Raw genomic sequence first — 21559 nt, 5'->3', positions numbered from 1 at the left:
GCGTGTTGCCGAGGAGGCGGGCCGCGGGTACGCTGCAAGGCTGTCCCGCCGCGGGTGGCGGAAGGACGAGCCCATGACGATCGAGATCCACCCGATCGAGATGCCGACTACCGCGACCGAGCCCGGCGAGCGCGGCGATGCGTTCCGCGAGCACCATGCCCTCGCCGAGCGATCCGCCGCCGCTCGCTACGCGCCCGGCGTGCTCGACCTCACCGCCGACGAGCGGCTGACGGCGTGGGCGACGACCGCGACCGAGCGGAACGTGCGGCTCGGGGCCAGGCTCGACGGCAGGCTCGTCGGCGCCGCGCACCTGTGGCTTCCGCTCGCGGAGTCGACCGACGTGCTCGACTTCGGCACGGCCGCGGAGCCTGGTCTCGATGCGTCAACGGCGCGCGCGGTGCACGCCGCGCTCGTCGAGCGCGCGCTGGCCGTGGCCGGCACCGAGCGTCGCCGGACGATCATGGGCGGCTCCCCCGGGGCCGCGACGGGCGACCGCACCGCCGCGACCGGCTTCGGCGCCGCCGATCCCGGGCATCCCGAGGCCGCACCGCTCGTGGCTGCGGGCTTCGAGCTCGAGCAGGTCTACCGGGTGAGCCTGCTGCACCTCGACGCCGTCCACGACCTGCGAGCGCGGCTCGAGGCGGCGAGCGCGCGATCGCGCGGCTACGACGTCGTGGCGTGGCAGGGCGAGACGCCCGGCGTCCACCGCGAGGCCATGCGCCGACTGCACGAGCGCATGTCGACGGATGCCCCCGTCGGCGGCCTCGCCCTCGAGCCCGAGGTGTGGAGCGACGAGCGCCTCGCGGCGTTCGAGCAGCAGAAGGCGGAGGGCGGCCGCACGATCCGCACCGTCGCCGCGCGCGATGCGAGCGGCACGCTCGTCGGCTTCTCGACGCTCTTCGTCGGCTCGGGCGACGTCGCGCGGCAGCACGACACGCTCGTGGTGCGCGAGCATCGCGGACACGGGCTCGGCATGCTGCTGAAGCTCGCGAACCTCGTCGAGCTCGATGGCCACCACCCCGGGCACCGCCGGGTCAGCACCTGGAACGCGGAGGAGAATCGCCCCATGCTCGCGACGAACGAGGCCGTCGGGTTCGCGCCCATCGCCTACGAGGCGGTCTGGCAGCGGACGCCGCGCGACGAGCGGACCGCGGCATGACCATCGAGGTCCGCGAGCTGGCCGTGCCCGCCGCGTACGACGACGGCACCCGGGCATGGGCGACGTTCGCCGAGATGGTGGCGGTGCGCAACGCCGTCATGGCCCACACGTGGGACGGCGACGCGGCGACGCACGCGATCACGACCCGGGAGGCCTACGGCACCGCCTCGAGCCAGGAGGACGAGCGGCTCGTCTACCTCGGCGGCTGGCTCGACGGCCGCCTCGTGGCGCGCGGCTACGTCGAGCTCTCGCGCCGCGAGGCCCTGCACGTCGCCGGCGTCGACGTGCTCGTGCTGCCCGAGGCGAGGCGTCGGGGCGTCGGCACCGCCGTCTGGCGGGCGGCGCGTGCGATCTGCGAGGCGGACGGTCGCACGACCGTGCAGGCATGGGTCGACCATCGGCCCGCGACCGGGCCGGCCATCCCCGCGCCCACGGGGTTCGGCAGCGTGCCGGCGGACGCCCCGGAGGTCGGCTTCCTGCTGCGCCAGGGCTTCGTGCTCGAGCAGGTCGAGCGCATGAGCGAGCTGTGCCTCGACGACGCGACCGCCGAGCTCGAGCGCCTGCGCGACGCCGCCCTCCCCCACGCCCTCGGCTACGCGATCCGCACCTGGACGGGCAGGACGCCGCCCGAGCTGCTCGACGCGCTCGCGGCGCTGCATCGGCGGATGTCGACCGATGCTCCCGCCGCCGGCCTCGACCACGAGGAGGAGGACTGGGATGCCGGTCGCGTCGAGCGGATCGAGGAGGTCGAGGAGCGACGGGGTCGCGACATGCTGCGCGCCGTCGCCGTCCACGAGGCCACGGGCGCGCTCGTGGCGTTCACCACCCTCGTGGTCGCGAGCCCGGATCGTCCGATCTACCAGCACGACACGCTCGTGCACGCCGACCATCGCGGCCACCGCCTCGGCATGCTCGTGAAGGTCGCGAACCTGCTGGCGCTCGCCGAGCGCGTGCCGCACGGCGCGCGCGTCATGACGTGGAACGCCGAGGAGAATCGACCCATGCTGCGCGTCAACGAGGCCCTCGGCTTCCGTGCGATCGGCTACGAGGGCGCGTGGCAGCTCGTGCGGGGCTCCTCATGGCCGGACGGCCTACCATCGTCGGCATGACGACGAAGGCCACCGCCGAGTCCGCCCCGCCCGTGTCGCCGACGCTCGCGGCCGAGCTGCGGGAGGCGGTGACGAGCGGCCGCACGCGGTCCGTCGCCTGGCGGCGCGCGCAGCTCGACGGCATCGTGCGCATGCTGACGCAGAACCTGACGCTGTGGGAGCGTGCGCTCGCCGCCGACCTCGGCAAGAGCGCCGACGAGACGCACGTGAGCGAGGTCGCGCTCGTGCTCGACGAGGCGCGGCACGCGCGGGCGAGGGTCGCGGGGTGGATGCGCGCACGGCCCGTCGCCGCTCCCCTCGCGGTGCAGCCCGCCTGGGCGCACGTGCGGTCCGAGCCGTTGGGCGTCGCGCTCGTCATCGCGCCGTGGAACTACCCGCTGCAGCTGCAGCTCGCGCCCGTCGTCGGCGCGCTCGCCGCGGGCGACGCCGTGGTCATGAAGCCGAGCGAGCTCGCCCCGGCGACCGCCGCGCTGCTCGCCGATCTCGTGCCGGCGTACCTCGATGCCCGCGCCGTGCGCGTCGTCACGGGCGACGCCGGCGTCGCGTCCGCGCTGCTCGAGCAGCGCTGGGACCACATCTTCTACACCGGCGGCGAGCGCGTGGCGCGCATCGTGGGCGCCGCGGCCGCGCAGCACCTCACCCCCACGGTGCTCGAGCTCGGCGGCGCGTGCCCCGTGTGGGTCGATCGCAGCGCCGACCTCCCCGTCGCGGCGCGGCGCATCGTGTGGGCGAAGCTCATGAACGCCGGGCAGACGTGCATCGCCCCCAACCACGTCTTCGTCGACGCCGCCGTGCGGGATGCGCTCGTGACCGAGCTGCGCGCGGCCCTCGCCGAGCAGCACCCCGATCCGCGCACGTCGCCGTCGTACTCGCGCATGGTGTCGCAGGCGCACCTCGACCGCGTCGTCGAGCGGATCGGCGACGGCACGGCGATCGTCGGCGGCGACGTCGATCGCGACGCGCGCTACGTCGCACCCACCTTCTTGGCCGACGTCGCCGTCGACGCCCCGGCGGTGACGGAGGAGACCTTCGGTCCGATCCTGCCGATCGTGCCGCTGACGGACGTCGACGCGTTCGTCGCCCTGCAGCGCGATCGCCCCAAGCCCCTCGCCCTCTACGCGTTCGCGGGCGACCGGTCGGTGCTCGACCGCATCGAGCGCGAGACCTCGTCGGGCGCCTTCGGTCGCAACGTCGCGCTCGCGCACATCATGGTGCGCGGCCTCCCCTTCGGCGGCGTCGGCGCGAGCGGCCACGGCGCGTATCACGGCAGGCGCTCGTTCGACCTGTTCAGCCATGCGAAGGCCGTCCTCGCGAAGCCGACGCGGCCCGACACGCTCGCGCTCGTCATCCCGCCGATCACCGAGCGCAAGCGTGCCGTGATCCGCAGGCTGCTGCTGCGCTGAGCCGCGACGGCTGGTCGTCGCGTCCCCCTGAGACGGCGAGTCGCATCATGGATGCCGATACCGTGGTCGTGAGCACTCCTCAGGCACCCATGATCCAGCACGCAGCGCACACCCCGGCGACCGCCGCGTCCGCCGCCCCTGCCCGCGCCGATCGCCCCCGCCATCTCTGGATGGACGGCCTGCGCGGCCTCGCCATCGTGCTCATCGTCGAGCTGCACGCCTCGGCGATCATGCGCATGCACGGCATCAACCCGTCGCCGGTGCTCGAGTGGCTCGACGTCGCCGTCTACCCGTTCCGCATCCCGCTGCTCATGCTCCTGTCGGGCATGCTGCTGCCCGCGTCGCTCGCGAAGGGGCCGCGTCGCTACCTCGTCGGCAAGGCCCGCACGATCCTGTGGCCGTACGCGGTGTGGTCGCTGCTGCTCGTCCTCGCCTACGACTTCGTGCCGTGGTCGTCGCTGCTCGACGCGATCCTGGCACCGTCGAGCCACCTCTGGTTCCTGCAGGCGCTGCTCGTCGCCTACCTCGCCGCGCTCGCCCTGCGCCGCGTGCCGACCTGGGCGTCGGCGCTCGGCGCCTTCGCCGCGGCCGGCGCCCTGCGGCTCGTGGACCTGCCGGAGTGGGCGGCGCAGATGCAGCCCGAGCGGCTGCTCACGATGCTCGGGTACTTCCTCGTCGGCGCGCTGCTGCGCAGGCACTGGGACGTCGCCGAGCGGTGGCTGCGCCGAGCGTGGGTCCTCGCCGTGCTCGTCGCGGGCGCCGTCGGCCTCGTGGCCATCTCGCTCGCGCCCGGCGTCCGGCTGTCGTACACGATGGCGCAGTACGCGCCGCTCGTCGTCATGGGTGCGCTCGCGCTCGTCGCGATCGCCCTCCGTCTGCGGTGGACGTCGCCGCCCGCGCGCCTCCTGCGCGCGATCGGTCGCGACTCGATCGTCTTCTACGTCACGCACTGGTTCGTCGTCATGGCGGTCCTGTGGCCGCTGTGGCTCGTGCCCGACTTCGTGCCGCTCGACGTGCACCTGCTCGCCGTCGCGGCCGCGCTGCTCGCGGGCGGCGTCGTCGCGTGGCTCTCCCACCGCGTCCGCGTCGTGCGGCTGCTCTTCCGCATCTGACGCGCGGCGCGCGCTTGGCCTCAGGCGATGCCGCGCGGCCGGCGCTGGCATCGCGGACAGCGATGCGACGACCGGTTCGCCCATGCCTCGCGCACGATGGGGGTGCCGCATCGTGCGCACGGCCTGCCCTCCTGCCCGTACGCCTGCAGGCTGCGCGAGAAGTAGCCCGACTGCCCGTTGACGTTGACGTACTGGGCGTCGAAGGACGTGCCGCCCTCGCCGAGCGCGCGCTCGATGACGCCCTGCACCTCGGCGAGCAGCAGGCGGCCGCGGGCGCGCGTGAGCCGCTCGGCCGGGGTGAGGAAGTGCAGGCGCGCCCGCCAGAGCGCCTCGTCGGCGTAGATGTTGCCGATGCCCGACACGAGCGTCTGGTCGAGCAGCGCGGCCTTCACGCCCTGCCTGCGCCTGCGCAGGCGGGCGACGACGGCATCCGCGTCGAACGCCGCGTCGAGCGGGTCGAGGGCGATGTGGGCGGCATGGTCCGGCACGCCGCCGACGAGCGGGCGCACGGACATCGAGCCGAAGATGCGCTGGTCGGCGAAGTGCACCGCGAGGGAGCCGTGCAGCGGATGCTCGAGCAGCAGCCGCACGCGCGTGTGCCGGTCGAGCGGTGCGCCGGGCTCGCGCAGCAGCACCTGCCCCGACATGCCGAGGTGGATCGAGAGCGCTCGCTCGTCGTCGAGCGGCACCCAGAGGAACTTGCCGCGCCGCGCCGGCGTGCGCATCCTGCGGCCGAGGAGCGTCGCCTCGAAGTCGCGCGGTCCCTCGAGGTGACGGGCGACCGATCGCACGTCGAGCACCTCGACGCCTGCGACCGTCGCACCGTCGACGGCGGGTACGAGACCGAGGCGGACGACCTCGACCTCGGGCAGCTCAGGCACGCCGGCGGCCCGTCAGCGCCCGGTCGCGTCGTGGAGGCGCGTCCAGGCCGTGAGGGCAGCGGCCATCTCGGCGGCCTTCTTGCTCGTGCCCTCGCCCGTGGCGACGACGACGTCGTCGAGCAGCACCGATGCGGTGAAGACCCGCGCGTGGTCGGGCCCGGCGGCCTCGATCGCGTACTCGGGGCCCGTGCGTCCGAGGCGCGCGGCGAGCTCCTGCAGGTGCGTCTTCGGGTCGAGCGCGGCGCCCGAGCGCTCGGGGTCGTCGAGCAGCGGGCCGACGAGCCGCAGCACGAGCGCGGCGGACGCCTCGTGCCCGAGCGCGAGGAACGCGGCACCGAAGATCGCCTCGAGCGCGTCGGCGAGGATCGACGACTTGTCGCGACCGCCCGTCGTCTCCTCGCCGCGGCCGAGCAGGAGGTGGCTGCCGAGGTCGATGCGGCGGGCGACCTCCGCGAGCGCGACCGTCGAGACGACGCCGGCGCGCCGCTTCGCGAGCTCGCCCTCCGACTCGTCGGGGTGGCGCTCGAAGAGCTCGATCGTGATCGCCTGCCCGAGGATCGTGTCGCCGAGGAACTCGAGCCGCTCGTTCGTCGGCAGCCCGCCGTGCTCGAAGGCGTACGAGCGGTGCGTCAGGGCCAACGCCAAGAGCTCGGGGTCGATGTCGACCCCGAGCTGGGCGTGCAGATCGGCGTGGGACGCCACGCGATCAGACGTCGGCGACCTTGCGGCCCTTGTACTCCATGAACAGCGGCGTGCCAGCCGAGTCCTCGACCACGCGGGCGCGGTGCGGGAGGCTGTACACGGTGCGACCGTTCTCGACGGTCTTGACCAGCGTGGGCACGGCGGCCTTCCACTGCGCACGGCGCGAGTGCGTCCTGGAACGCGACTTCTTCCGCTTCGGGACAGCCATTGCTACTCCTTCTCAGGCGCGCGCGTCTGCGCAGCCTCATCGTCGTCGAGGAGCCCACGCAGCGCAGACCATCGTGGATCGATCTGCTCCGGTGGACTCCATTCCGTCCCAGGTGCGAGCCGCTCCCCCGTGATGGGGTCGAGACCTGCGCAGTCTGGCCGATCGACGGGATTGAACGGCAGTGCCAGCACCACCGCATCCCGGACGACCTGCTCCAGGTCGATGACGTCATCGACCACCTGGAACTCGGAATCCTCCGCTCGAATATACGCGAACAGCTCGACGAAGTCGACTTGGACGGGCAGGCGGAACGTCTCGAGGCATCTCGAGCACTCGGCGTCGGCGGTGACGGACGCGGAGCCGGAGGCGAGGATGCCCTCGTGCACGCTCTCGAGACGCACGTCGACCGTCACGGGCTCCTGGGCCGCCACGACGGCGAGCCCCTCCCCGACGCGGTCGCCGAATGCGACGTCGAGCTCGTGCTCGCGCATCTGGCCCGGCTTGCCCACGAGGTCGCGGACCCCGACCTGGAACGGCATTGCATGAACGGACACGACTCCCATCCTACGAAGCCCGCGGACCTGTCGGACACCACCCGGCCGCCCGTGGCAGGATGCGCGCATGAGGGCGACGTCGCTGCGGACCGCGATCCCGGTCGCGCTCGTGGGCTGGCTCGTGTGCGTCGAGCTCGTCAGCGGCGTGCTGCAGGGCTACTACGTGACGATCTCCACCGAGATCGCGAGGCACCTCGACGTCGTCGACGCCGACCTCAACTGGTTCGAGGCCGCCCAGCTGCTGCTGTCCGCCCTCGCCGTGCCGGTGCTCGCGAAGCTCGGCGACATGCACGGCCACCGGAAGGTGCTGCTGGGGTCGACGGTCGTCGTCGCGGGTGCGAGCTGGTGGATGGCGTTCGCGGGCGACTTCTGGAGCTACCTGATCGCCTTCGCGCTGCAGGGCGTCTACGCCGTGTGGCTGCCGCTCGAGATCGCGCTCATCTTCGATCGCGGACGACGGACCGGCCGCGCCGCCTCCGAGACGCGCCGCGCCGCCGGCCTGCTCGTCGTCGGCCTCGAGACGGGCGCGATCCTCGGCGCGCTCGGGGCGGCGCGCGCGTACGCGGGCTTCGGCGAGGCCATGGTGCCCACGCTGCTCGTGCCCGCGGTGCTCGTGACGCTCCTGCTGCCCGCGATCTGGTTCGGCGTCCCCGAGTCCGAGCCCCTGCCCGGCAGGTCGCTCGACGCCGTGGGCTTCTCGCTCCTCGCGCTCTCGCTGCTCACGGTCACGTCGGGCCTGACCTTCCTGCGGCTCATGGGGCCGGGCAGCGTCGTGCCGTGGCTGCTCGTCGCCGTCGGCGTGCTGCTCGTGCTGCCGTTCGGCAGGTGGGTGCTCGGTCGCCCGGATCCCGCGATCGACCTGCGCGTGCTCCGCAGGCCAGAGATGTGGCCCGTCCAGCTCACGGCCGGGCTCGTGGGCGTGAGCCTCCTGGGTGCGCAGACGCCGCTCGCGACCTACGCGGGCACGGATCCGGACGCCGTCGGCTACGGGCTGGGCCTCGACGCGGGCGGCAGATCGATCGTCATCGGCGTGTACCTGCTCTCGCTCATCGTCGGCGCCATCCTGCTCGCGGCCCTGTCGCGCCGCATCGCGCCGCGCGTGCTGCTCATCGCGGCCGCGCTGCTCGTCGGCGTCGGCTACCTCGCGCTCGTCGCCCTCCACGACTCGCTCGTCGAGGTGCTCGCGTGCCTCGTCGTCGCGGGCATCGGATGCGGTGCGCTCGTGGGCGCGATGCCCGCGGCCGCCGCGGCTGCGGCGCCGCGCGGCCAGACCGGCGTCGCCACGGCCCTCACGAACACGACGAAGACCATCGGCGGGTCCTTCGCCTCGTCGCTCTTCGCCATCGTGCTCGCGACCGGCGCGATCGGCACGGCCGCGAGCATCGGCGGCTACGTGACGGTGTGGATCGTGTGCGGCGCCACGGCGCTCGTCGCCGCCGTCGCGCTCGTCGCGGTGCCGCGGCTCGCCTTCGCCGATCCCGAGCCCGTCGCGGAGGCGGCCGAGGAGCCGCCCGCGCCGAGCCCGGCGCGCTGACCCGGATGCGTCGACCGCGGCACCCCGGGCTCCGTCAAGCCGCCGGCGACTCCAGCACGACGTCGCGACGCCTGCGCGGTCGCACCCGCGAGAGCATGACGCCGCCGAGGGCGAGCGCCCCGCCGACGATCGCGAGCGCCGTCGGCACCTCGCCGAGCACGAGCCATGCCACGAGCGTCGCGAGCGCCGGCACGACGAGCGTCGTCGCCGCAGCCGGGCCGGCGCCCGAGTGGTGCAGGACGTACGCCCAGGTCGAGAAGGCGATGGCCGTCGATCCGACGCCGAGGCCGACGGCGGCGAGGATGGCGCCGGTCGACGCCGTCTGCAGCTCGCCGACGGCCTGCGGCGCGAACGGCAGCGTCGCGAGCAGCCCCGCCGCGCATCCGACCCACGTCGCCGCGACGGGCTCGACCGAGCGCAGCGCGACCTTCTGCGTCAGCACGCCCGCGGCGTACAGGACGGCGGCGAGGAGGCCGAGCACGATGCCGAGCCCGTCGATCGCGGGTGCCCCGCGCGAGCCGAGCGCGATGAGCACGACGCCGCCGAACGCGACGCCGAGGCCGACGACGAGCGGGCGCGGGAACCCCTCGCCGAACACGATGCCCGCGACGACCGCGACGAGCAGCGGCGCGACGTTGACGAGCATCGCGGCGGTGCCGGCGTCGAGGTGGTGCTCGGCCCAGTTCAGCACGACGGTGTAGCCGCCGAACCACGCGACGCCGTAGCCGAGCACGAGCGCGAGGCCGCGGCCGCGCGGGAGGGCCGGTCGTGCGACGAGCGCGATGACGAGCAGCACGGGCATCGCGGAGGCGAGGCGCACGAGCGCGAGCGGACCGGGCGAGAGCTCGTCGCCCACGCCGCGGATCGCGACGAACGCCCCGGCCCACAAAAGCACGGTGACGGTCGCCGCGACGAGGACGAGCGACCGGGGCGCCTCGCGCTGCGCTGCGGGCGGGGATGCGTCGGTGCTCACGCACCCATCGTGACGCGCGCGACGTGCGTCACGACCCGGCCACCCGTCAGCCCTTGGCCTGGAGCGGCCCGCGATGCACCATCCACGGGTGCGTCTGCGCGACGGGCTTGATCACCACCTGGTCGATGGAGACGTGCCCGGGCAGCGCGAGGACGTCGGTCATGACCTGCGCGACGTCGTCGGCCGACAGCGGATCCTGCACGCCCTCGTAGACGGCGTCGGCCCTGGCCTGGTCGCCGCCGAAGCGCACGAGCGAGAACTCCTCGGTGCGCACCATGCCCGGCTGCACCTCCATGACGCGGATGGGCTCGCCGTGCAGCTCGAGGCGCAGGACGTCGACGAGCGCCTTCTCGGCGGCCTTCGCGGCGTTGTAGCCCGAGCCTCCCGCGTACGGCACGCTCGCGGCGATCGACGTCACCACCTGGATCGACGCGTACGCGCCGCCGGCCGTCGACCGACGCAGCTGCGGCAGGAGGCCCGTCAGCACGCGCTTCGTCGACACGACGTTCGCGTCGAACATGCCCTGCCAGTCCTCGAGCGTCGTCTCGGGCACGGTGCCGATGCCGAGCGCGCCGCCCGCGACGTGCACGAGCGCGTTCGCGTCGAAGGCCTCCGCCGCCGCCACGAGCCGCGCCACGGCGTCCGCGTCGGTGAGGTCGGCGACGAGGACGTCGCAGCCCGTCTCCTGCGCGAGCGACGCGAGCCGCTCCTCGCGCCGCGCGACCGCGAGCACGCGCCATCCGCGCCGCGTCGCGTGCCGCACCACCGCCCGTCCGATGCCGCTCGATGCTCCCGTGACGACGATCCGCTGCTCCATGGGCACCATCGAAGCACGCCCGCAAGTGCGATCGCACCCGCACGCGGCGCTGCCAGGATGGTGCCGTGACCGAGACCTCCGCGCGACCCAAGCGGCGCGTGCCCTACTGGGACAACGCGAAGTGGCTCGCGATGGCGCTCGTCGTCGTCGGGCACGCCATCCAGCCCCTTGCGCTCGAGAGCGACGTGGCGCTCGTGCCGTACCTCGTGATCTACGCGTTCCACATGCCGTTCTTCGGCGTGATCTCGGGCTACTTCACGACCGACCGGCCCGGTGGGAAGCAGTACGGGCGCGTCATCGGCGACCTGCTCGTGCCGTACGTGCTCTTCGAGACGATCTGGTCGGTCGTCGAGTCGCTCGTGCAGGGCTCCTGGTCGTACAACCCCGTCACGCCGTCGTGGACGCTCTGGTTCCTCCTCGCCCTCGCGGGCTTCCGCGTCGCGCTTCCCGTCATCGCCCGCCTGCGCTGGCCGCTGCTGTGGGCCGTGGCGCTCGCGATCGTCATCGGCTACTTCGACGACGTCGACCAGACGTTCTCGATGATGCGCGCGATCCAGATGCTGCCGTTCTTCGTGCTCGGCTGGGAGCTGCGCCGCCGCGACGTCATGCACCACTGGCTCGACCGCACGCACGTGCGGGGCATCCGCGCGGGCGCCGTCGCCGTCTTCGCCGCCGCCGTCGGCCTCGCGGCGCTCTGGCCCGACCTGTGGCGCGACATGTCGCTGCGCCACTGGCTGTTCCTCGACCGCGCCTACGAGGAGATCGCCGTGGGCGGCGAGTGGTGGGATGGCGGCATCCGCCTCGTCATCATGCTCGTGACGGTCGCGCTCATCGCCGCCGCCATGGTGCTCGTGCCGCGTCGCCGCACCTTCTTCACCGACTGGGGCGCCGCGACGATGTCCATCTACCTGCTCCACACGTTCGTGCTCTACTGGCCGCGCGAGTTCGACTGGCTGCGCGACCTCTCGGGCGAGTGGTGGACGCTGCCCGCTGCCGTCGTGGGCGGCCTGCTCCTGACGATGCTGCTGTCGACCCGCGTCGTGCGCGCCGCCACGCGCTGGCTCGTCGAGCCGAACGTGCGCTGGCTCATGCGCCGCGAGCGCGACAAGGCGCCCGCGACGCGGCCCACCGCCACTGTTACGGACGGCGACGCCGTGCGTTGATGCCGCACGCGGCCCGCCCGTACGGTCGGAGCACCACACGCCGCAGGAGGCAGCCATGAGCGACTGGAAGTTCGAGACCAAGCAGGTCCACTCGGGCGCGCAGCCCGACCCGACGACGAACGCGCGCATCACCCCGATCTACCGGACGACGTCGTACGTCTTCGACTCGACCGAGCACGCCGCGAACCTCTTCGGCCTGTCCGAGTTCGGCAACATCTACTCGCGCATCATGAACCCGACGCAGGACGTCGTGGAGCAGCGCATCGCGGCCCTCGAGGGCGGCACGGCAGCGCTGCTCGTCGCCTCCGGCCAGGCGGCGGAGACGTTCGCGGTGCTCAACATCGCGCAGGCGGGCGACCACATCGTGTCGTCGACGTCGATCTACGGCGGCACGTACAACCTGTTCAGGTACACGCTCGCGAAGCTCGGCATCGAGGTGACGTTCGTCGAGGACCAGGACGACCTCGCCGAGTGGCGTGCCGCCATCCGACCGACGACGAGGCTGCTCTTCGCCGAGACGATCGGCAACCCCCGCATCGACATCCTCGACATCGCGGGCGTCGCCTCGGTCGCGCACGAGGCGGGCGTGCCGCTCATCGTCGACAACACGATCGCCACCCCGTACCTCATCCGACCGCTCGAGCACGGCGCCGACATCGTCGTGCACTCGGCGACGAAGTTCATCGCCGGGCACGGCGCCGTCATCGGCGGCGTCATCGTCGACGGCGGACGCTTCCGCTGGTCGGAGTCCGGCGACCGCTTCCCCGGCCTGACGCAGCCCGACCCGAGCTACCACGGCGCCGTCTTCTCGCAGGCGGTCGGCGACGAGATCGCGTACGTCGTCAAGGCGCGCGTGCAGCTCCTGCGCGACATCGGCGCGTCGATCTCGCCCGACTCCGCGTGGCAGATCCTGCAGGGACTCGAGACGCTGAGCCTGCGCATCGAGCGCCACGTCGAGAACGCCGAGCGCATCGCGACGTTCCTCGAGACGCATCCCGCCGTCGCGAGCGTCAACTACGCGAGCCTCCCCTCGAGCCCGTACAAGGCCGCCGCCGACCGCTACGCGCCCGCGGGCGTCGGTGCCGTGCTGTCGTTCGAGCTCGTCGGCGGGGTCTCCGCCGGCCGCGCGTTCGTCGAGTCGCTCGACCTCTTCAGCCACCTCGCGAACATCGGCGACGTGCGCAGCCTCGTGATCCACCCCGCCTCGACGACCCACTCGCAGCTCACGCCCGAGCAGCAGCTGACCGCCGGCGTGACGCCGGGCCTCGTGCGGCTCTCGGTGGGCATCGAGAACGTCGACGACCTCATCGCCGACCTCACCGCGGGCCTCGAGGCCGTGCAGGCGACGAACCGCGCCGCGGCGTAGCGGGTGGACTGGCAGCGCAGCGACGACGTCCAGCCGTCGGCCCGCGTCCCGGCGCACCTGCTCCTCGATCCGACGCCCGTGCCCGTGACGGGCGCGTGGCGACCGGGCGACGATCCGGGTGCCCGCCGGTTCGCGCGGGTCGGCGACCTCGTCACCGAGCGCGGCGCCACGATCCCCGCGACCGTCGTCGCGTACGAGACGTGGGGCACGCTGTCGCCGGAGCGCGACAACGCGATCCTCGTCGCGCACGCGCTCACGGGCGACAGCCACGTCGTCGGCCCCGCCGGTCCCGGGCACGCGACGAGCGGCTGGTGGGCGGGCGTCGTCGGGCCCGGGCTGGCGCTCGACACCGACCGCTGGTTCGTCGTCGCGCCCAACATGCTCGGCGGCTGCCAGGGCTCGTCGGGGCCTGCGACGATCGGCCACGACGGGCGCGAGCTCGCCTCGCGCTTCCCGCGCGTGACGATCCGCGACCAGGTCGAGGCCCAGCGACGCCTCGCCGACCACCTGGGCATCGACCGCTGGCATGCGATCGTCGGCGGCTCCATGGGCGGCATGCACGTCCTCGAGTGGGCGATCGAGCACCCCGAGCGCGTCGCGCGTGCCGCGATCCTCGCAGCCCCTCCCCTGTCGAGCGCCGACCAGATCGCCCTCAACGGCCTGCAGCTCGAGGCCGTGCAGTCCGACCCGAACTGGCTCGGCGGCGAGTACTACGACCGGCCGGAGGGGCAGGGACCGCACCGCGGGCTCGCCCTCGCGCGACGGATGGCGATGGTCAACTACCGCTCCCCCGACGAGCTCAACCGCCGCTTCGGCCGCGGCTGGCAGTCGTCGGTCGACCCCGACGACGGCGGCCGCTTCCAGGTCGAGTCGTACCTCGACGTCCACGGCAACCGCTTCACGCGCCGGTTCGACGCGGGCAGCTACGTGCGGCTCGTCCTCGCGATGTCGTCGCACGACGTCGGGCGCGGCCGCGGCGGCGTCGAGGCGGCGCTGTCGCGCGTCACGGCCGAGACCCTCGTCGTCGGCATCGACTCCGATCGCCTCTTCCCCGTCGCCGACCAGCAGCGCATCGCGGCCGGCCTCTCGGCATCGGTGTCGGGCGCCGCCCCTGTCGTGCTCGAGAGCGAGTTCGGCCACGACGGCTTCCTCATCGAGACCGACGCCGTCGGCGCGCTCCTGGCATCCCTCGTCGACTGACGGCCGCGCCGCCCCTCAGGCGAGCGCGGGCTGCGCGGCGACGCGCGGCAGCCGCAGCATCCGCCAGGCGGCGAGCGCCAGCAGCACGACGTAGCCGCCGTTGCGCAGCGTGAGCACGAGGAGGCCGATGGCCTCCTGCCCGACGACCTCGCCGTACAGCCACGGGTAGCAGAGCTGCGTGAGCCCGCACAGCACGACGATGACGGCGACGCCGTCCCACGCGCGCACGCCCACGAGCAGCAGCGCGGGCGCGACGAGCCAGATCGCGAACTGCGGCGACCCGACGGGGTTCGCGACGATGAGGCCGGCGACGAGCGCCGTCGCGAGCCAGGCGCCCACGGCGTCGCGGTCGACGCCGCGGCGCGTCGCGAGCACCCCGAGCCCCGCGAGGAGCAGCGTGAGCACGACGAGCACGGGCGTCGCCGCGGCGGCGACGGCGTCCGCGGCCTCGGTCTGCAGCTGGTAGGTCAGCTGCACGTCGTCGTACCCGAGCGGCGCCCCGAGCCAGTGGAACGGCGTCGCGAGCACGGCCTCGATCTGCAGCCCTCGGTCGCCCTGCCACGTCACGAACGACAGCACGTTGCCGCCGGCGCCGAGCGCGAGCGCCGCGAGCATGACGATGCCCGTGACGCCCGCAGCGATCGACACCGTCACGAGCCGCTGCGGTCGCACGACGAGCTGCGCGAGCCACAGCACGCCGGGCCAGATCTTCGTCCACGCGCCCACGGTGAAGGCTGCGGCGGCGAGCGCATGGCGACCGGACCACGTGGCGACGACGCCCCCGACCGCGATGGGCATCGTGATCGAGTCGATGCGTCCGACGACGATCGGTCCGAGCAGCGCCATGAGCGCGAGCCACGTCCATGCGGGAGCGACGCCGCGCGGATGCCGCAGCAGCAGCCAGAATGCGACGGCGTCGAGCACCGTGACGACGACGAGCCACATGCCGGGCAGCGCAGCAGGTCCCGCGACGGCCGAGGCGGCGATCGGCAGCCACGCGAGGATCGGGTACACCCACGGCACGTCGATCCCGACGATCTCGCCGTCGAGCGCGCGCTGGACCCACCACGGGTAGACGCCGCGGACGTCGCCGAACGCCGTCGTGACCTCGGGGGCGTTGAGCGCGGCCACGAGGCCGTGGACCGCCACGAAGGCGGCCCACAGCAGCAGGCGCGAGCGCAGCGGCGACGCGGCGGAGGTCAGGTGAGCCGCCTCGTGGCGTCGCGGACCTCGCCGACGAGCTCCTCGATGCAGTCCTCGAGGAACAGCACGCCCGTCGTCGCGCCCGACTGGTCGAAGGCGCGCGCCACGTGCGCCCCCGACGAGCGCATGCGCTGGATGGCGTCCTCGAGCTCGCCGCCCGCGTACAGCGACGCGAGCTGACGGATGCGCTTGGCGGGGATGGGCTGCCCTGGGTCGTCGGGGCCGAGCACGTCCTTCAGGTGGATGTAGCCGGTGGGCTCGCCGGCGTCGTCGACGATGACGTAGCGCGAGAAGCCGTGCTCGCGCACCGCCGCCTCGACGTCGTCCGTCGTCGCGTCCTCCGCGAGCGTCACGAGGCCGTCGAGGCCGATCGCGACGTCGCCGACGGTGCGCTCGGTGAACTCGAACATCTTCGAGATCGCGCCGGTCGGGTCGACGAGCAGCCCCTCGCGCTTCGAGGTCTCGACGATCGTCTCCACCTCGTCGAGCGTGTACGCGCTCGCCGCCTCGTCCTTCGGCTCGACGCCGAAGAGCCGCAGGATGTGGTTCGCGATCCAGTTCATGATCCAGATCACGGGCTTGAAGACGCGCGAGATGAGCACGAGCGGCGGTGCGAGCAGCAGCACGGCCGCGGTCGGGAGCGTGAAGGCCGCGTTCTTCGGCACCATCTCGCCGAACACGACGTGGAGGTACGTGACGATGAGGATCGCGAGGCCGAGGGCGATGCCGTCGACGGCGATCTCGGGCAGGCCGACCGCGCCGAGCGGGATGGCGAGCAGGTGGTGGATCGCCGGCTCGCTCACGAGCAGGATGAGCAGCGAGCACACCGTGATGCCGAGCTGGCACATCGCGAGCATGAGCGACACGTGCTCCATCGCCCACAGCGCGAGCCTCGCGGCGCGCGACCCGCGCTCGGCGCGCGGCTCGACCTGCGAGCGCTTCGCGGAGATGACGGCGAACTCGGCACCGACGAAGAACGCGTTGACCGCGAGCAGCACGACGAGCCACACGAGGCCGATCCAGTCGGAGCTCATCGCGCCACCTCCTCGGGCTCGGCGACGACGACGAAGCGGATCCGGTCGATCCTCCGGCCGTCGAGCCGCTCGACGCGCAGCACGCCGCCGTCGATCGCGACCTCGTCGCCGGCGAGCGGCAGACGGCCGAGCTCGGCGACCATGAAGCCCGCGACCGTCTCGTACGGGCCGTCCTCGGGGATCTCGACCCCGGCGCGCTCGCGCAGCTCGTCCGGTCGCAGCAGGCCCGGGAAGGCGACCCAGCCGGGGGCGCGCACGATGTCGGGCCGCAGGCGGTCGTGCTCGTCGCTCACCTCGCCGACCATCTCCTCCACGAGGTCCTCGAGGGTCGCGAGGCCCGCGGTCCCGCCGTACTCGTCGACGACGATCGCCATCTGGTAGCCCTGCTCCTTGAGGTCGGCGAGCAGCTGGTCGAGGTGCACGGTCTCGGGCACGCGATGCGGCTCCTCGGCGATCGCGAGCACGGGCACGTCGCCGCGGCGCTCGCGCGGCACGGAGACCGCCTGCTTGACGTGGGCGATGCCCACGACGCGGTCGAGGTCGTCGTCGAACACCGGGAAGCGCGACAGGCCCGTCTGACGGGCGAGGTCGAGCACGTCGGCGACGGTGCGGTCGCGGTCGATGGCCTCGACGCGAGGCCTCGGGGTCATGACGTCGCCGGCGGTGAGCTCGGAGAAGCGCAGCGTGCGCGAGAGCAGCGTCGCCTGGTCGGCGTCGAGCAGGCCCTCGAGGGCGGAGCGGCGCACGAGCGACGAGAGCTCGTCGGCGGTGCGGGCGCCCGAGAGCTCCTCCTTCGGCTCGATGCCGATGGAGCGGAGGATGCCGTTCGCCGAGCCGTTGAGCACGAGGATCGCGGGCTTGAGGACGAAGGTGAAGGCGCGCTGGAAGGGCGTGACGATCGTCGCGGTGCGCAGCGGCACCGCGAGGGCGAAGTTCTTGGGGACGAGCTCGCCGACGATCATCGACAGCAGCGTCGCGACGACGATCGCGACCACGAGCGAGACGCCGGGCGCGAGGTCGCCGGGGATGCCCCAGCCCTCGAGCACGGGTGCGAGGAGGTGCGTGATCGCCGGCTCCATCGTGTAGCCCGTGAGGAGCGTCGTGAGCGTGATGCCGAGCTGCGCGCTCGACAGGTGCGTCGCGGTCTGCTTGAGGGCGGCGATGACGCCGGCGTGGTCGCCCTCGCCGCGCGCCTGCTGCGCCTCGAGCTCGGAGCGATCGAGGTTCACGAGCGAGAACTCGCTCGCGACGAAGTAGCCGGTGCCGACCGTGAGGACGACGCCGATCAGGATGAAGAGCCAGGGCAGCTGCTCGATCATCGGATGCGTCCGATGGGCATGGTGGCCTGGTGACGGAGGGTGGGGCTGTCGCCCCAAGGACTATGGTGCTCGTCGCTCACGCACGCGATCCTACCGCGATCGACACGTGGCATCACATGCCCGAACGGCTCGCTCGGGTCACCAGGAGACCGGGAGCGCCTTGCCCTCCTCGTAGCCCGCGGCCGACTGCACGCCCACGACGGCGCGCTCGCGGAACTCGACGATCGACGACGCCCCCGCGTAGGTCGCCGAGGAGCGGACGCCGGAGGTGATCATGTCGAGCAGGTCCTCGACGCTCGGGCGATTCGGGTCGATGAGGATCGTCGACGACGAGATCCCCTCGGCGAAGAGGGTCTTCGTGGCGAGCTCGAACGCCGGGAGGTCGCCGAAGCGGCCCTCGACGGCCTTCGTCGACGCCATGCCCCACGACTCCTTGAACAGGCGTCCGCGCTCGTCGCGCTGGATGCGTCCGGGCGCCTCGATCGTGCCGGCGAACCACGAGCCGATCATGACGCTCGACGCGCCGGCGGCGAGCGCGAGGGCGACGTCGCGCGGGTAGCGCACGCCGCCGTCCGCCCAGACGCGTGCGCCGAGGCCGATGGCCTCCTCCGCGGTCTCGAGCACCGCGGACAGCTGCGGCCTGCCGACGGCGGTCATCATGCGCGTCGTGCACATGGCGCCGGGGCCGACGCCGACCTTGAGGATGTCGGCGCCCGCGTCGACGAGGTCGCGCACGGCCGAGGCGGTCACGACGTTGCCGGCGACGATCGGCACGTCGACGGCGGCGCGCACGGCGGCGATCGCCCGCAGCATGCCCTCCTGGTGCCCGTGGGCGGTGTCGATGACGACGACGTCGGCGCCCGCGTCGACGAGGGCGCGCGCCTTCGCGGCCGGGTCGCCGTTGATGCCGACGGCGACGGCGACGCGCAGGCGCCCGTCGTCGTCGAGGGCGGGGCGGTACAGGGCGCCGCGCAGCGCGGTGCGCGGGCTCACGGTGCCGAGGACGCGACCGTCGTCGTCGACCACGGCGGCGAAGTCGACGCCCGCGGCATGCACGGCGTCGAAGGCGGCGCGCGGATCGGCGACGTCGGCGGGCGAGAGCGGGTCGATCGATCCGTGCAGCAGGTCGCCGATGCGCGCGTCGGGCAGCGCGTGCCCGAGGCGGACGGCGCCGATCGCCCCGACGTGGCGGCCGTCGCGCACGACGACGATGCCGTGGCCCTCGACGGCGGGCACGCGCAGCAGCACGTCGGCGACGAGCTCGTCCTCGGTCGCGAGCTGCGCCGACGCGAGCGTCACCGGCTGGTCCTTGACCCATGCGATCGCCGCGATCGTGTCGGCGACGTCGTGGTCCTGCGTCAGCACGGCGAGGCCGCCTCGACGGGCGAGCGTCGCCGCGAGCAGGGGGCCGGTGACGGAGTTCATGTTCGCCGCGACGATCGGCAGCGTCGCTCCCGTGCCGTCGTCCGGCGAGAGGTCGACGGCCATGCGGCTGCCGACGTCCGAGCGGCTCGGGACGAGGAACGCGTCCGAGTAGGTGAGGTCGTGCGACGGCGGCGGCTGCAGGAAGCGCATGCCTCCACGCTACGCCGAGCACGACGCCGCCGTGCGCGCCGGCGAGCGCCTCAGCCCTCGGCGCTCGCGTAGTCGCAGGCGATGCGCGCCTCGACGGGGAAGGCGATGGGGAACGTGCCGAAGAGCATGCGCCCGGCGCCCGCCGCCGCCGCGCGGATCTCGTCGGCGACGGCGTCGGCGCGCTCGGCGGGCGCGTGGACGATGACCTCGTCGTGGAGGAAGTAGACGAGCTCGCCGCCACCGGCGCGCAGGCTGCGCCGCAGCAGCGCCATCCAGCACAGCGCCCACTCGGCCGCGGAGCCCTGCACGACGAAGTTGCGCGTGAAGCGACCCCAGCCGCGCTCGCGCGAGACGGCGTCGCGATCCGAGAGCCCGGCGGAGGCGGCGGGCATCGGCGGGCTCGTGCGCCCGAGCCACGTGCGCACGAGGCCGCCGCGCTCGCCCGTCGCCGCCGCGTCGTCGACGACGCGCATCGCCGCGGGGTAGGCACGCCGCAGCGCGGGCACGAGCCGACCCGAGTCGCCGGAGGTGGCGCCGTAGAGCGCGCCGAGCATCGCGACCTTCGCGCGCGGTCGCGACTCCGCGACGCCGCTCGCGACGAGCCCCTCGTAGAGGTCGCCGACCGCGGCGCCGGCGAGCGCCTCGTCGCGTGCCATCGCGGCGAGCACGCGCGGCTCGAGCTGCGCCGCGTCGGCCACGACGAGCCGCCAGCCGGGGTCGGCGACGACGGCGCCGCGCACCTGCTTGGCGATCTGCATCGCGCCGCCGCCGGCCGTCGCCCACCGGCCGGTCACGACCCCGGCGGGCACGTACTCGGCGTGGAACCGGCCGTCCTGCACCCAGTCGTCCGCCCACTGCCAGCCGTTCGCCGTCCACAGGCGGTAGAGGCGCTTGTAGGCCGTGAGGGGTGCGACGACGGGGTGATCGAGCTCCTGCAGCTCCCAGCGCGAGGTCGAGCGCACGTCGAGGCCGGCCGAGCGCAGCGCCCGCAGCAGCTCGGGCGGGGAGTCGATCGCGACGTGCTGCCCGAGGGCGGCGTCGACCTCGTCGGCGAGCGCCTGCAGCCGCGCGGGTCGTCCGGCCGACGGACGCGGGCCGAGGGCGTCGGTCAGCAGCCGATCGTGCTCGCGGGCCGACCACGGCAGACCGACGTGCAGCAGCTCCTCGGCGACGAGCGCACCCGTCGACTCGGCTGCGAGCAGCATGCCCAGCGAGGCGTCGCCGGCCACCGCGGCCTCCTGCCGCGCGAGCTCGTCGACGAGCGCGTCGACGGGCTCGGGGGCCTCGTCGAGCGAGAAGAGGGCGCCGTCGGGCGCGCGCAGCCGTCGCGTCCACCGCGCGTCGAGCGGCATCCGGCCCGCGTCGGCGAGGATGCGGTGGCACAGCCGCAGGTCGCGCGCGCGCTCGACCGCGACGCCGGCGGCGAGCAGCACGGGCACGACGCGCGCCGAGTCCTGCCAGACCCAGCGCACGCGCTCGGGCTCGAGCGCTGCGACGGCGGCCGGGAGGTCGTCGACCGCGCGCCGATCGCGGGGCCCGTCGTCGCCGACGAGCGCCACCTCCCACGCGTCGCCCGCGGGGGCGATGACGACATCCACGTGCCCACGCTAGGCGCCACCGCCGACGCGCCCGGGACGGACGACGGCTGAACACGCCGTGAACGCCCTGGGCGGAACGCGTGCTCCGCGGCCCCGCGTCGTGCACTATGAGACTGGGAGGACGCGATGCAGGCACAGGTGGTGGTGCTGAACGCGACGCTCGAGCCGATCGGGGTCGCCTCGCTGCAGCGCGCCGTGGCCTTCGTCGTCAAGGAGCGGGCGCAGATCATGCTCGCCTCCGAGGGCACCATCCGCTCCGAGAGCATCGAGATGCCCGTGCCGAAGGTCGTCGTCTTCAACGACTACGTGGCGGTGCCCCACACCCGCATGTACGACCGCATGCCCTGGACGCGGCGCGGCGTGCTCGAGCGCGACCGTCGACGCTGCGCGTACTGCGGCGGCCCCGGCTCGACGATCGACCACATCCAGCCCGCGTCGCGCGGCGGCGGGTCGACGTGGCTCAACACCATCACGGCCTGCGTCGACTGCAACGGTCGCAAGGGCGGGCGCACGCCCACCGAGGCGTCGATGCCGCTGCAGTTCGAGCCGCGCGTCGTCTGGCGTCGCGAGGTCATCATGCTCGCCGTCGAGGCGGCGGGCGTCGACCTCGTCGCGCTGGGTCTCGCTCGTTGACAGAACGTCCAGAACG

The 21559-nt window shown here is 73.6% G+C and carries 20 protein-coding genes; 9 read left to right on the top strand and 11 right to left on the bottom strand.

Annotated features, from left to right (window positions below):
* Positions 1-73: 73 nt before the first annotated feature.
* The 4 genes from ABD249_RS05575 (at position 74) to ABD249_RS05560 (ending at position 4783) form a co-directional block, all read left to right on the top strand.
* A complete protein-coding gene (locus ABD249_RS05575) occupies positions 74-1159 on the top strand; it encodes a GNAT family N-acetyltransferase (RefSeq protein WP_344341299.1) in 1086 nt (361 codons plus the stop codon).
* Entirely contained in the window at positions 1156-2268 is a 1113-nt protein-coding gene (locus tag ABD249_RS05570; RefSeq protein ID WP_344341297.1) for a GNAT family N-acetyltransferase, read from the top strand. Before ABD249_RS05575 ends, ABD249_RS05570 begins: the two co-directional genes overlap by 4 nt.
* Positions 2265-3671, top strand: coding sequence for an aldehyde dehydrogenase family protein (locus tag ABD249_RS05565; protein WP_344341295.1), 1407 nt, complete (start codon positions 2265-2267; stop codon positions 3669-3671). Before ABD249_RS05570 ends, ABD249_RS05565 begins: the two co-directional genes overlap by 4 nt.
* An 89-nt stretch (positions 3672-3760) precedes the next feature.
* On the top strand, positions 3761-4783 hold the full coding sequence (locus ABD249_RS05560; protein WP_344341293.1) for an acyltransferase family protein: 1023 nt from the start codon (positions 3761-3763) through the stop codon (positions 4781-4783).
* Between the two features lie 20 nt (positions 4784-4803).
* On the opposite strand, the gene mutM is transcribed toward ABD249_RS05560, so the two are convergent.
* From mutM to ABD249_RS05540, 4 genes are read right to left on the bottom strand one after another with little or no spacing between them, the layout of a single operon-like run.
* Positions 4804-5664, bottom strand: coding sequence for a bifunctional DNA-formamidopyrimidine glycosylase/DNA-(apurinic or apyrimidinic site) lyase (mutM, locus tag ABD249_RS05555; RefSeq protein WP_344341291.1), 861 nt, complete (start codon positions 5662-5664; stop codon positions 4804-4806).
* A gap of 12 nt (positions 5665-5676) precedes the next feature.
* A complete protein-coding gene (gene rnc / locus ABD249_RS05550; RefSeq protein WP_344341289.1) occupies positions 5677-6366 on the bottom strand; it encodes a ribonuclease III in 690 nt (229 codons plus the stop codon).
* Between the two features lie 4 nt (positions 6367-6370).
* Positions 6371-6574: a 50S ribosomal protein L32 gene (gene rpmF, locus ABD249_RS05545; protein WP_344341287.1), complete on the bottom strand. Its 204-nt coding sequence runs from the start codon at positions 6572-6574 to the stop codon at positions 6371-6373.
* Between the two features lie 2 nt (positions 6575-6576).
* Positions 6577-7137 carry a YceD family protein gene (locus ABD249_RS05540; RefSeq protein WP_425546287.1) on the bottom strand — a complete coding sequence of 187 codons (561 nt, stop codon included), beginning with the start codon at positions 7135-7137 and terminating at the stop codon, positions 6577-6579.
* Positions 7138-7195: 58 nt separating this feature from the next.
* Between ABD249_RS05540 and ABD249_RS05535 the strand changes: the two genes are divergently transcribed.
* On the top strand, positions 7196-8662 hold the full coding sequence (locus tag ABD249_RS05535; protein WP_344341283.1) for an MFS transporter: 1467 nt from the start codon (positions 7196-7198) through the stop codon (positions 8660-8662).
* 34 nt (positions 8663-8696) lie between these two features.
* Here ABD249_RS05535 and ABD249_RS05530 read toward each other — a convergent pair whose 3' ends face one another.
* The gene (locus ABD249_RS05530; RefSeq protein WP_344341281.1) at positions 8697-9635 is read right to left on the bottom strand and encodes a DMT family transporter; all 939 of its coding nucleotides are present in this window, start codon (positions 9633-9635) and stop codon (positions 8697-8699) included.
* A gap of 46 nt (positions 9636-9681) precedes the next feature.
* Positions 9682-10452 carry an SDR family NAD(P)-dependent oxidoreductase gene (locus ABD249_RS05525; protein WP_344341279.1) on the bottom strand — a complete coding sequence of 257 codons (771 nt, stop codon included), beginning with the start codon at positions 10450-10452 and terminating at the stop codon, positions 9682-9684.
* 65 nt (positions 10453-10517) lie between these two features.
* Between ABD249_RS05525 and ABD249_RS05520 the strand changes: the two genes are divergently transcribed.
* Genes ABD249_RS05520 through metX form a run of 3 tightly spaced genes read left to right on the top strand, consistent with a single transcriptional unit; the run spans position 10518 to position 14181 of the window.
* Positions 10518-11615 (top strand): acyltransferase family protein, encoded by a 1098-nt coding sequence (locus ABD249_RS05520; RefSeq protein WP_344341277.1) that lies wholly within the window; start codon positions 10518-10520, stop codon positions 11613-11615.
* 55 nt (positions 11616-11670) lie between these two features.
* The gene (locus tag ABD249_RS05515) at positions 11671-12981 is read left to right on the top strand and encodes a bifunctional o-acetylhomoserine/o-acetylserine sulfhydrylase (RefSeq protein ID WP_425546286.1); all 1311 of its coding nucleotides are present in this window, start codon (positions 11671-11673) and stop codon (positions 12979-12981) included.
* Positions 12982-12984: 3 nt separating this feature from the next.
* A complete protein-coding gene (gene metX / locus ABD249_RS05510; protein WP_344341275.1) occupies positions 12985-14181 on the top strand; it encodes a homoserine O-acetyltransferase MetX in 1197 nt (398 codons plus the stop codon).
* 15 nt (positions 14182-14196) lie between these two features.
* On the opposite strand, the gene ABD249_RS05505 is transcribed toward metX, so the two are convergent.
* From ABD249_RS05505 to ABD249_RS05485, 5 genes are all read right to left on the bottom strand, one after another.
* Positions 14197-15330 carry a glycosyltransferase 87 family protein gene (locus tag ABD249_RS05505; protein WP_344341273.1) on the bottom strand — a complete coding sequence of 378 codons (1134 nt, stop codon included), beginning with the start codon at positions 15328-15330 and terminating at the stop codon, positions 14197-14199.
* A 50-nt stretch (positions 15331-15380) separates the two neighbouring features.
* Entirely contained in the window at positions 15381-16418 is a 1038-nt protein-coding gene (locus tag ABD249_RS05500; RefSeq protein WP_344341271.1) for a hemolysin family protein, read from the bottom strand.
* Positions 16415-17737 carry a hemolysin family protein gene (locus ABD249_RS05495; RefSeq protein ID WP_344341269.1) on the bottom strand — a complete coding sequence of 441 codons (1323 nt, stop codon included), beginning with the start codon at positions 17735-17737 and terminating at the stop codon, positions 16415-16417. The genes ABD249_RS05500 and ABD249_RS05495 overlap by 4 nt, the downstream gene beginning before the upstream one ends.
* 138 nt (positions 17738-17875) lie before the next feature.
* Positions 17876-19312 carry a GMP reductase gene (gene guaB1, locus ABD249_RS05490; protein ID WP_344341267.1) on the bottom strand — a complete coding sequence of 479 codons (1437 nt, stop codon included), beginning with the start codon at positions 19310-19312 and terminating at the stop codon, positions 17876-17878.
* Between the two features lie 50 nt (positions 19313-19362).
* Entirely contained in the window at positions 19363-20910 is a 1548-nt protein-coding gene (locus tag ABD249_RS05485; protein ID WP_344341265.1) for a bifunctional 3'-5' exonuclease/DNA polymerase, read from the bottom strand.
* A 126-nt stretch (positions 20911-21036) separates the two neighbouring features.
* Between ABD249_RS05485 and ABD249_RS05480 the strand changes: the two genes are divergently transcribed.
* A complete protein-coding gene (locus tag ABD249_RS05480; RefSeq protein WP_344341263.1) occupies positions 21037-21543 on the top strand; it encodes an HNH endonuclease in 507 nt (168 codons plus the stop codon).
* Positions 21544-21559 lie beyond the last annotated feature (16 nt).

The sequence above is a fragment of the Agrococcus versicolor genome (assembly GCF_039531815.1).
GTDB classification, from domain to species: Bacteria; Actinomycetota; Actinomycetes; order Actinomycetales; family Microbacteriaceae; genus Agrococcus; species Agrococcus versicolor.
Note: the sequence above shows the minus strand (reverse complement) of the source record. Positions and strands in the feature narration are given on the sequence as shown.